11 protein-coding genes and 2 pseudogenes are annotated in these 10,542 nt (G+C 63.8%); 7 read left to right on the forward strand and 6 right to left on the reverse strand.

Annotation, left to right across the window (positions count from 1 at the left end):
- Positions 1 to 114: 114 nt before the first annotated feature.
- Together AB4Z46_RS08580 and AB4Z46_RS08585 are read right to left on the reverse strand one after the other, a co-directional pair.
- Positions 115 to 981 carry a PAS domain S-box protein gene (locus AB4Z46_RS08580; RefSeq protein WP_442283056.1) on the reverse strand — a complete coding sequence of 289 codons (867 nt, stop codon included), beginning with the start codon at positions 979 to 981 and terminating at the stop codon, positions 115 to 117.
- 46 nt (positions 982 to 1,027) lie between these two features.
- Complete coding sequence (locus AB4Z46_RS08585) at positions 1,028 to 1,708, reverse strand: redoxin domain-containing protein (RefSeq protein ID WP_442283057.1); 681 nt, start codon at positions 1,706 to 1,708, stop codon at positions 1,028 to 1,030.
- 294 nt (positions 1,709 to 2,002) lie between these two features.
- Between AB4Z46_RS08585 and AB4Z46_RS08590 the strand changes: the two genes are divergently transcribed.
- The 5 genes and pseudogenes from AB4Z46_RS08590 to AB4Z46_RS08610 all read left to right on the forward strand — a co-directional run bounded on the left by AB4Z46_RS08590 (position 2,003) and on the right by AB4Z46_RS08610 (position 5,648).
- Positions 2,003 to 2,815, forward strand: coding sequence for a class I SAM-dependent methyltransferase (locus tag AB4Z46_RS08590; protein ID WP_442283072.1), 813 nt, complete (start codon positions 2,003 to 2,005; stop codon positions 2,813 to 2,815).
- Positions 2,816 to 2,861: 46 nt separating this feature from the next.
- Complete coding sequence (locus AB4Z46_RS08595; protein ID WP_442283058.1) at positions 2,862 to 3,746, forward strand: ATP adenylyltransferase family protein; 885 nt, start codon at positions 2,862 to 2,864, stop codon at positions 3,744 to 3,746.
- A gap of 118 nt (positions 3,747 to 3,864) precedes the next feature.
- Positions 3,865 to 4,720: pseudogene (locus tag AB4Z46_RS08600) on the forward strand (saccharopine dehydrogenase family protein); the annotation flags it as partial.
- Positions 4,721 to 4,746: 26 nt separating this feature from the next.
- Entirely contained in the window at positions 4,747 to 5,262 is a 516-nt protein-coding gene (locus AB4Z46_RS08605; protein ID WP_442283073.1) for a DUF4166 domain-containing protein, read from the forward strand.
- Entirely contained in the window at positions 5,259 to 5,648 is a 390-nt protein-coding gene (locus AB4Z46_RS08610; RefSeq protein WP_442283059.1) for a thiol-disulfide oxidoreductase DCC family protein, read from the forward strand. Before AB4Z46_RS08605 ends, AB4Z46_RS08610 begins: the two co-directional genes overlap by 4 nt.
- Positions 5,649 to 5,810: 162 nt before the next feature.
- Here the strand turns inward: AB4Z46_RS08610 and AB4Z46_RS08615 are convergent, their stop codons facing one another.
- The 4 genes and pseudogenes from AB4Z46_RS08615 to AB4Z46_RS08630 all read right to left on the reverse strand — a co-directional run.
- Complete coding sequence (locus AB4Z46_RS08615) at positions 5,811 to 6,428, reverse strand: hypothetical protein (protein WP_442283060.1); 618 nt, start codon at positions 6,426 to 6,428, stop codon at positions 5,811 to 5,813.
- A gap of 167 nt (positions 6,429 to 6,595) precedes the next feature.
- Complete coding sequence (locus AB4Z46_RS08620) at positions 6,596 to 7,063, reverse strand: hypothetical protein (RefSeq protein ID WP_442283061.1); 468 nt, start codon at positions 7,061 to 7,063, stop codon at positions 6,596 to 6,598.
- Positions 7,060 to 7,449, reverse strand: coding sequence for a hypothetical protein (locus tag AB4Z46_RS08625; RefSeq protein ID WP_442283062.1), 390 nt, complete (start codon positions 7,447 to 7,449; stop codon positions 7,060 to 7,062). The genes AB4Z46_RS08620 and AB4Z46_RS08625 overlap by 4 nt, the downstream gene beginning before the upstream one ends.
- Positions 7,450 to 7,958: 509 nt before the next feature.
- Positions 7,959 to 8,309: pseudogene (locus AB4Z46_RS08630) on the reverse strand (SDR family oxidoreductase); the annotation flags it as partial.
- Positions 8,310 to 8,981: 672 nt separating this feature from the next.
- Here AB4Z46_RS08630 and AB4Z46_RS08635 point away from each other — a divergent pair.
- Positions 8,982 to 10,070 carry a redoxin domain-containing protein gene (locus AB4Z46_RS08635; RefSeq protein WP_442283063.1) on the forward strand — a complete coding sequence of 363 codons (1,089 nt, stop codon included), beginning with the start codon at positions 8,982 to 8,984 and terminating at the stop codon, positions 10,068 to 10,070.
- A gap of 315 nt (positions 10,071 to 10,385) precedes the next feature.
- A partial coding sequence (locus tag AB4Z46_RS08640; RefSeq protein ID WP_442283074.1) for a DUF938 domain-containing protein occupies positions 10,386 to 10,542 on the forward strand: 157 nt, incomplete at its 3' end.

A 10,542-nucleotide genomic window follows, 5' to 3' on the forward strand; every position in this document is an offset into this window, starting at 1 on the left:
CGCCGGCTCCCGTGAGCATTCTGGAAACATTCGAAGCGCCGGGCCTCCTGGTCAATCCCCAACAGCGCCTCGGAATCGGCTGATTGACAAATGCTCGCCTGCGCGCTAGCTGGCTCAGGGCACCAGGTCGTTGCGCACCGCGTAAAGCACCAATTCGGCCGTACTCCGCACGCCCAGCTTCTGGAAGATGTTGCTGCGATGCGTGCTCACGGTCTTGCCGCTGATGCACATGCGCGCGCCGATCTCGGTGTGCGACAGGCCCTTGATCAGCAGCGGCAACACCTGCTGCTCGCGCGCGCTCAGGCGCCGGTGCGGCGGCTGCGCGACGTGCCCCCGCGGTGTCGTGTCCGTGGTGGGCCCCAGGGCCGCGGCAATCTGGCCGACGGCGTCGACCGTCTGCCGCGTCAGGGCCAGCAGCCGCTCGGTCAGGCCTTGCAACTCGCCGCCCTGGGCGCCGTGCAGCACGCGCGCCGCGTCGGTGCGGATGTTGCTCAGCATGCCGCCCAGCACCTCTTGCACTTCGCGCGCGAAGGCGCTGCGCTGCGCCTCGAGCTTGGCGGCCGTGCGGCTGCTGAAGGCCTGCACCTGCGCCAGCAGGCGGCGCAACTCGGCCTCGTTGTGCAGGCGCTCGGTGACGTCGACCCCCACGCCGATCACTGCCGGGCGGCCTCGAAAGTCCATCCGCGAACCGTGCACCTCCACCAGCACCACATGCCCGTCGCGATGCAGCCCGCGGGTGATGAAGTGCATGCTGGGCGGATCGCCTTGCAGGCGGGCCTGCACCCGCTGGCGCACCTCGTCCAGAAAGTCCGGCGGCACGATGCGAGAAAGCGGCATCCCGATCACCTCTTCCCGTGCATAGCCGGCGATGGCCGCCCAGGTGCTGTTGGCGTAGACGAAGCGGTCGTCCTGGATCACGTAGATGCCGGCAACCGACTGCTCGACGATGGCTTCGAAGGGAATGGCTTCCGCGGAATTCATGGCGCGGATCGTAGTACCCGCAAGCCGTTGTCGAAGTCCCTGTGGGTCACCGTCCAAGGCCGTCGGCGGCGGCGATGATCTGCGTCGCATTCGGGAAGATGGAGAGGCTGTTCGGCCCATCGACCGCCTCGATTTGTACCCAGCGGACGATGCCTGCCGCATCGACCAGAAAGTGTCCGACGAGCTGAGTGCCGTGGAGCGCGAAGATGGCACTGTCGATCTCGTCCGGTTCGAAGCCGTCCTTGGCGTTGAGGGCGGCGTTGGCTTCCAATGGCTGCGTCGGCGCAGACAGCTCGCCGGTGGGGTTGATTCGCGCCGCGGCGAACTGCGCCATGCTCGCGCGATAGGGCCACTCGGGCTGGCCGTTGTCCCCCTCAGGCAGGAACTCGAGATGCGGCACGCCGAAGGCCTGGTGTGCAAGGCAATCCGGATCGCACAGAAGCGTGACGGGCGTCGGCCGGTACCGGAAATACAGGCTGGCGCGGTCCAGCCGCGTGTTGATGACGGCGAGGGTCTCCACCCCCATGGCGCGCAAAGGCGGCTCCACGCTCCCGAGCTGCAGCACCTGGCGCCGGCAGAACGGGCAATGCAAGCCACGATAGAAGCCGATCAGGAATGGACGACCGCGCAAGCTGTCGAGGGAGACCATCCCTTCGAGGTTGGCCGCCGGAAGCGCGAACGCCGGTGCAAGTTCTCCCTGTCGTAGCGGGCGTCTCTGATCTCCCATGGAATATCTCCTTCGGGTGTCGTCCAGCTGAGCGACAGAATTCGACCGTATCACTTGTCGCAGGCAATCACAACGCTCGGCGTCGGATGCTACGTTTTCACCTCTCGCCTTTCACGCCCCATCCCACCGAGCTACCAGCCCTGAGTGCACGGGCCATGTTGACGAGGCGGGCATGCGCGCCCACCATGGCGCATCGTCGCCAATGCCCAGCCAGGCGGCGGACTCGCCGGAGTGGCCTGCCCCTCTCTGGAATGAGTGGTCAAGGGCGCCGTTCAGACCTTTCAAGGGGAACTCATGACTGAGAGCGACAAGGTGTTCGCGGGCTCGATCCCGAAGCTCTACGACACGCTGATGGTCCCCCTGATCTTCGCGGCCTATGCCGTCGACCTGGCGGAGCTTGTCGCTGCCTGCGCGCCCGGCTCGGTGCTTGAAACAGCGGCCGGCAGCGGTGTGGTCACCCGGGCGCTTGCGCCAAGACTCCACGCCGACGCGCGCTACGTGGTGACCGACCTCAGCCAACCCATGCTCGACTATGCCGCCAGCCGGCAGGGGGCCGATAGTCGTATCGAATGGCGGCAGGCGGACGCGCTCGACCTGCCGTTCGAAGACGCCTCGTTCGACGTCGTCTGCTGCCAGTTCGGTGCGATGTTCTTCCCCAACCGGGTCGCGGGCTACGCCGAGGCGCATCGCGTGCTGAGGCCGGGCGGGCGCTTTGTCTTCAGTGTCTGGGACCGCATCGAAGAAAACGCCTTTGCCGATGACGTCACCCGCGCCGTCGCCGCGGTGTTTCCGCACGACCCTCCGCGATTCCTCGCCCGCACGCCGCACGGCTATCACGATATCGCACTGATCCGCGAGGAATTGAGTCGCGCAGGGTTCACCGGCATCGAGATCGAGACGCGCGAGAACGTGAGTCGCGCGCCCTCGGCACGCGACGCCGCCACCGCCTATTGCCAGGGAACGCCGCTGCGCAACGAAATCGAGGCGCGCGACGCCAGCTTGCTTCAACTCGCCACGGACCGCGCGACGGCGGCGATCGCCCGCCGCCATGGCGAAGGCCCGGTGGCCGGCAAGATTCAGGCGCATGTGATCGTGGCGGCGGGATAGCGCAGTCCCGGCGCAGCCTGTTGCAACCGAAACCGCCGGGCCCCACGTGGTCATTCCCCGTTGCCCGGAACGGGTCGAAAATGGCGGCGTGTTTTCGCAGTCCATCGTCCAGGATGCAATGCGGCGTGCGCTGGCAGACGGCGCGTTGCAGCCGATCGAGACTCGAACCATCCTCCTCGACAGCGATGGCGTCCGGTTCGTCTTGCGCACGGTGTCGAGCCTGGCGCGCAAGGACAAGGCCCGCCATGTCTCGGCGGCCAGGGATCCCCTCGGCGACTACGACCGTTCTCTGTTCGTCGGCGACCTCGCGCCTTCGCACTACGTCCTGCTGAACAAGTTTCAACTGCTCGCCGGCCATGTGTTGCTCGTCACCCGCGGCTTCGAACGCCAGGAGCGCCTCCTTGCCGTCGAGGATTTCGCCGCGCTCGTCACCTGCCTGAGTGAGGTCGACGGCCTCGCCTTCTACAACGGGGGCGTCGAAGCTGGGGCCAGCCAACGGCACAAGCACCTGCAGCTGGTGCCGCTCCCGCTCGCACGCGAAAGCCCGGACCAGGTACCGATGGAGCGACTGCTCGGCAGCGGCTCGCGGCTGCCGTTCAGGCATGCGTTCGCACGCCTGGCGCCGCAAGCGACGGCGCCCGAGTTGCATGCCCTCTATGGCGAGTTGCTTGATCGGTGCGGGATTTCCGCTGTCGCCACCCAAGAGGGCGACGTTCAGTCGGCCCCCTACAACCTGCTGGTTCGCCGAGGCTGGATGCTCGTCGTGCCGCGTTCGCGCGAACGTTTCGAATCGATCTCCGTGAACGGGCTCGGCTTCGCCGGCTCATTGTTCTTGCGTTCGCAAGAGGAACTGGACCGCGTCTGCGCCATGGGGCCGATGCAGGTGCTGCGCGCGGTTGCGATGCCGCTGGACGAGCCTCATGGCGCATGACCGATCTTCCCGAGCTCGCTGGCGCAAAGGCGCCTAGTGCCGGAGGCGCATCTGGTGCCTGGATCAACGGAGGGTGCCGCTCATCCGCAACGTCTTCGAGGCCGGGCAGCGGCCGCGTCCCGGACAGGGTCAGGACTACAGGGTCGCGCGCGCGTGCATCGCCACCGGCGCGAACTACATCGACCTGGCCGATGCGCGCGCATTCGTCGCCGGAATCCGCGAGCTCGACTCGAGCGCCAGGGCGGCGGGCGTGTTCGTGAGCAGCGGAGCAAGTTCGGTCCCGGCACTGTCGAGCGCAGCCGTTGACCACCTCGTGCGAGACATGGCGACCGTCCGCAGCATCGACATCGGCATCAGTCCCGGCAACAGAACCGAGCGAGGTCTGTCGACCGTGAAGGCCATCCTCAGCTATTGCGGAAAGCCGATCCCGGTCGACGGCTCTGCGCACACGATCGGATGGAGCGGCTCGCGCCGCCATCGCTACCCGGCGCCGGTCGGACAGCGATGGCTGTCGCCATGCGATGTCCCGGACCTCGCATTGCTGCCAGGTCGGTATGCCGGGTCCCCCATCGTTCGGTTCGGCGCCGGCCTCGAACTCGCTTTCCTGCACCGGGGGATGAACGCCATGGCGTGGGCTGCGCGCCGCGGTCTCGTCCGGGACTGGTCAGCCCATGCGCGCTGGCTCCAGCGTGCGGCAGACATCTTCAAGGGCTGGGGGTCCGATGCGGGCGCCATGCACGGTGACTGGGCTGCGCCCCGATGGGGCCGAGGCGTCACGCACCTGGAATCTGGTTGCAACGCATGGCGATGGCCCTTGCGTGCCGACGCTGGCGGCAGCCGCATTGGTTCGAAAGCTCAAGGCAGGCGGCGTCTTGCCGGCTGGCGCGACGCCCTGTGTGGGGAGACTGTCGCTCGAGAACTTCGAAGAAGAAGCGCGAGGCCTGAACATCCAGATGGCAGAGGTAGTCGCATGAACACGGTGTCGATGTACGAGCGGGCCATGGGTGAGAGCTTTGACCGCCTTCCGCTCGCCGTGCAGCGCTTTCACAAGTTGGTCGGCGCGCAGGAGCTTCACGGCTGGGTCGACACCGATGCGCCTTCCTCGCCGGCGGCAAGCCTCCTCGCTCGTTGCCTTGGCACCCCGCTTCGGGCGACCAGCGGCCCCATCCGGTTCGAGCTCCATGCCGCGCCGGAGGCCGAGACGTGGACCCGACATTTCCCGAGCCGGACAATGACCTCGCGCATGCGCCTCGATGCGACTCGGGTCGTCGAGCAACTGGGCGCGACTCGTCTGACCTTCGACCTCTGCGAGACAGACGGCAGACTTGAAATGCGCCTGAAGGCGCTGCACTTTCTGGGAATGCCCTGCCCGCGCTGGCTGCTCCCGCGAGTCGTTGCCGAGGAGACCGGCCAAAGCGACCGGCTTCACTTTCGGGTTCAGGCATCGCTGCCGGCCATCGGAACCGTGGCAAGCTATCGCGGTCATTTGACTGTCTCCGAGCAGGAACCCGTGTGATTGTCGTCTTCGATGCTCAATGTCTTCTTTGCAATGGCTGGGTGCAATTTCTGCTGCGGCACGACCGGCATGGCCTCGTCCGCTTTGCGTCCATCCAGGGTGCAGCAGGAAGGGGCTTGCTTGCTCAGGCGGGCCTGAACGTCGACGGACTGCAAACGCTGCTCGTGGTGGATGGGAATCGCACCTGGCAACACACATCCGCCATCCTGCGCGTGCTCCACGCACTGGGGTGGCCGTGGCGGCTCGCGTGGGCCGCTTGGCTGGTGCCTGCGCCTGTGCGCGACGTGCTGTATCGCTGGGTCGCACGAAACCGGTACTGGTTGTTCGGGCGCACTGAAACATGTGCGATGCCGCCTCAGGACTACGCCGAGCGCTTCCTGGACTGACTCGCCAGGCGCCCGCCGGCTCCGACGAGGCAGCCCAGCGAACTATTGCACTGGCGTCGAGGTTCTGAGACCCCTGAGCGCACGCGGAATCGGCACCACGATCATCTTCACGTTGCCGACGATGACCAAATTGTGCCGTCGGGGGTGGCGACCATGCGTGGATTAGCGAATAGCCTTCCCATCCTTGTCGTACTTCGGCGTGAAGGTGAAGCCGTATTCCCGGAGACTTGCCGGATAGAGCGTGCCGGTTTCACCGAAACCCGGATACTTTCCGATGCGAGGCTGCTTCTTCACGCAGTCGGCAAAGTCCTGTTGGCCCTTGCTACAGAGGATTCGAAGCACAACACTGCCTTCGCCCTTGGCGACAAAATCCTTGTTGGCGTGCCAGGTCGTCGGGTGACGCACCTCGACGATGTCTCCGCCCTTGAGCATTGGCAGGTGGTCCGGAACGATGGCAGTCGTCGGCCACACCTTCTGGCCAGCGCTCACCCACGCCCCGTATTCCGGCTGCCGGAGGTTGACTCGCGCCACCCGCATATCGTACTCGGGTGAGCCGAACTCTATCCCGAAGGTGTAGATCAAGTTCCGGTTGGCGAAGTTGTAAGCGCCTGCCCAGACCTCGTCAAACGCGACTTCGGCCGCGACATTGCGCTCCCACATTTCAGGCGGGAGCTCGGTTCCAAGGTTGATGGCCTTGTTGATACCGTGGATGACAGGCGTCTGGCAGGCCGCGAGAAGGATTGCCGTCATGAGGATTGCGATACGGTAGAAGAGTTTCACTTTGTTTGCCTCTTTGTGCGTCCGCCGGGCATGCACCTTTTTCCCGCAGCCCAAGGCGAATGGAGAGCGGAGCTACGAACTGTTCTTTGTGATCTGGATTGCCCCGGGGCCGGACCCGACCGAGTCAAACCAGCAGTGCCGTGACGAGAGGTTCCGCAGCACATCTGCTATCTGGCAAGCTTGATGTCCGCGGCGGATGCGGCAGCGCGGCGCTCGGGGGAATTGGCGATGCGTGCCGCCAAGGTGCCACTCGATTGCGGTCCGTCAACTGCGTCAAGCGCAGAGGCAGCGGCATCGAGTTCGGAGGCGGCTGGCGCGGTGCGCGATGTGCCGGCGGCGGCACCGGACAACATTGCTTCAGTGAATGCCATGGCAAAGCGGAGCGCCTGTGCACGGGCTCCGGCATGCTGAGTTGAAACAATGCGGTCAATCTCGTCTCGAACTCCGTTCTCATTCGCGTCAGGGCCGAGAAGCGCGCGCTCTTTTGAGTTGAGGGTGCCGAGGACCGGATGATTGGTGACCTCAGGGACAACGCCCTTCACGTAGTCGTCACCGGTGGCGGCGCAGCCCGCAAGGACAGCGGCAAGAGAGAGGGCCGGCAGGGTGTTCATTATTCTGAAAAATGGGTACGTCATCGCTCAGGCGAGTAGTACAGCGTCTCTCCACACTGCCCGCAGATATGCGCCCGGTGGAAGGTGCGCTGCATCAGATTGCGTACCGCTACGTGATTGCTCCCGCAGTGGCGGCATGACACTCGCCCGCCGCCGCGGACGCTGGCAGGGAAGGTCTTGCTGTACCACGCATAGCCGTACTGACGGAAGTGACGGCGCTTCAGGAAGTAGGAAGCAATCGACCCCAGAAGTACGATGGGAAATCCGGTTACGAAGACGAAGTCACCTTGGAAATCAAGCAGGTAGGCCGTCAAGTTCAGCCCTACGAAAAGCGTCAGGCCCCCAACAAAGAGGTAAACGGAGCTACGCTTGTAGCTCGGAAGGACGAAGGATTGGGGTTCAGCATTCATCGTTTTCACTCAACGGGTGGGTTCGAATGGCCAGCCAGTGAAACTGGTCTAGAAGCTGAGCGGGCTCATCGAGTCGGCAAATGAGTCGCCTCCGGAAAATGAGGCGACCCCATTGGGTATATCGACACTTATTTCGAAAACTTTAGCCAGCGCGGTGCATTCGCCATGAGGCCTTTGCTATCGTGCGCGCTACGAGCCATGAACATTTGGAGGTCGGGCCTGTTGCGGCAAGGTTTGGGGCTCTAAACATTGGATGGGCAGCTTCGTTGCGAATGTCCGCTTCGGACTGCGGATTCAACCGGACCTTCACGACCGCCGCTCAATCAACAGGAAATTGCCATGTCATCGAACCGTGGACTGCCAGATTGGTTGATGTTGCTCGCGTGGCGGGCCCTGCTCGGAGAGATTTACCCGTCAGCCAACAGCCGACATTCCGATTCGATCGGTGGAAATCTACATTGGACTTCACTAGCCTTAGGCCGCGCGGCGGCGCAGCGCCGAAGCTTGCCTCAGGCAACGGGAACTGTTCCCCCGTCGATAAGGTATTCGACCCCCGTGATGGAGGCTGCGCGCTGCGACACCAGAAACCCGACCAGCTCTGCGACCTCCTGGGGCCTGGCAGGACGCCCAAGCGGTATGCCGCCGAGGGAGTTCATGAGGGAGCGGCGTGCACCGTCGTAGTCTGTTCCATGCTCGTTGGCGATTTTCTCGACAAGGCTCACCGCAGCTTCGGTCTCGACCCAACCGGGTGCCACGCGTACCACGCGCACGCCCTTTGGACCGACTTCCTTGGAGAGGCTCTTGCTGTAGGTCGACAGGGCAGCCTTGGCGGCAGCGTAGGCAGCGGTTGCCTCCGGCAACCGCGGCTGCTCCAATCCCTTTGGTGCCGCCCGTGACGAGCGCCCTTCGACCCTCGAGTTCGATAGGTAGACGGATTTCGAGAGAGTCGATGAGGCCGTCCTTGAGGCCAAAGACGTGTATCAAATCGACTCGATTGCCCGGGAAGTTGCCTTCAAGGTGTGCCAACAGCTTGAACGTGCCGCCTTCCCGTGAGAGACCCAGTGGCATCAGCCGGTACTGGTACTTGGCCTCGGCTGCGGCCTTCCAGGCGCTGATGGCGTTCAAGCCACGGAACGTCTGGCCTTCGTCCCGAACAACAGCATGCGCGTGGAAGTACTCACTGAGCGAGGCCTCGTTGTCGGCTCCACGCGAATGAAGGTATCGCGCAATGGCGTCAGGGGTCTGGACATTCATGGAAGTCAGCGAACAGGTTGCAATGCACTGATGCTCGGCCGCCTACGCTTACCTCATGGCAAGTACGCACCAAAAAGTTAGTGCCCGACCCACTGCGCACGGCATTGCCAACCGATCTGTCATTGGCATGATGATGATCTGGTTGGTCGCCACTGCGATGCGCCTGCGGTGGCTGGGCAGACGGGATGAGTGATTCGCAACTGGAGCAAGAAGCGGATCAAGGCAAGGGAGCGGGCACGCAAGGGGACTGCCACCACCGGCGCACAGGAGTAGGACCAATGAAACGAAATCACTTCACGTTGCTCGTTGTCGCCGTGGTTTGCAGCATTTGTGGCGGCACCGACCTATTCGCTGCCGATAGAGCCGAGCGGCCTCCACTGATGTCGCCCCTCAAGTTTCCGCCGGGGAAGACCTTGGTACCGGCACTAGGCGGCGCGGTCGATTGGCTGAATTCGAAGCCGCTGACCGCTGATGACTTGCAGGGAAAGGTAGTGCTCGTCAACTTTTGGACCTACTCCTGCATCAACTCGCATCGCACACTTCCGCACATTCAGGCGTGGGCCGACAAGTACAAGGATCAGGGCTTGGTCGTCATCAACGTCCATACCCCCGAGTTCGGCTTCGAGAAGGACATCGAGAACGTTCGCAAGGGAATCGCGGACTTGCAGGTGCAGCCTCCGGTTGCCGTGGACAGCAAGCGTGCGATCTGGAACGCCTTTGACAACGACCAATGGCCAGCGCTGTACTTCATCGATGCGCGCGGAAGAATTCGCCACCACCAATTCGGTGAGGGCCAGTATGAGCGATCTGAAAGGGTGCTTCAGAGTCTGCTGACTGAGGCCGGCGCGAAGGGGGTCGATTCACAGCTGGTACGTGTCGCGGGCTCTGGAAGTCAGGCACAGGCCGATTGGGACGACCTGCAGTCGCCGGAAACCTATGTGGGATATGACCGCGCGGAGGGCTTCGTCTCACCGGGCGGCGTGAAGCGGGGTGTTGCACACCTGTACGTGGCGCCCGATCAGTTGAAGCTCAATAGTTGGGCGTTGTCCGGGCATTGGAGAGTCGGCGGAGAAGCCGCTGCGTTGGAACGAGCGAACGGCAGGATCCTGTACCGCTTCCACTCTCGCGATCTTCATCTGGTCATGGGATCCGCCGTTCAAGGGAAGACCGTGCCATTTCGCGTGCTCGTCGATGGGAAGCCACCTGGCATGGCGCACGGTGCAGATATTGATGCAGAGGGCCGAGGGGTGCTGTCCGACCACCGGCTATACCAACTGATTCGGCAAGCAAAGCCCATCGCGGATCGGCTGTTCGAGATTGAGTTCTTCGAGCCCGGAATTGATGCCTACTCGTTCACATTCGGCTGATACGGGTCTTTCATTGCGACTGTTGCCGCCAAGCAGGCCCATTTGCCACAGGAGCCAGCCCACGCTCAGTCATGGTGGCTCAGCCTTGACGCGCGAAGGAGTCTGTGCTTCCAGAGGGTCACCGCTCTGTCGAGCGGCGTGATTGAACTCACGCGTTGGGCCTGCGCCAAACCGCATGATCTCTTTGCCGCAAAGCTGCCGGCCGAGCCCGCCCACAGGGACCTGAAGCAGGTCCCGCATCGGAGGGCACACGTCGGCAGGCAGCAGACGGAGCGGTTGAGGCGCCGAGCACGACTTGAGGCTTACCATCGCTGCATGAACTTACGCGAGACCGCCCCCTCCCCCGAGCGCAACAAGCAGCCGATCCTCGAGGTACTTGCGCGCGTATTGCCGCCACGCGGCCTCGTGCTCGAGATCGGCAGCGGCACCGGGCAGCACGTGGCGCACTTCGCCAGGGCTTTGCCCGCCCTCA

Source organism: Variovorax sp. M-6 (assembly GCF_052114385.1).
In the GTDB taxonomy this organism is placed as follows: domain Bacteria; phylum Pseudomonadota; class Gammaproteobacteria; order Burkholderiales; family Burkholderiaceae_C; genus Variovorax.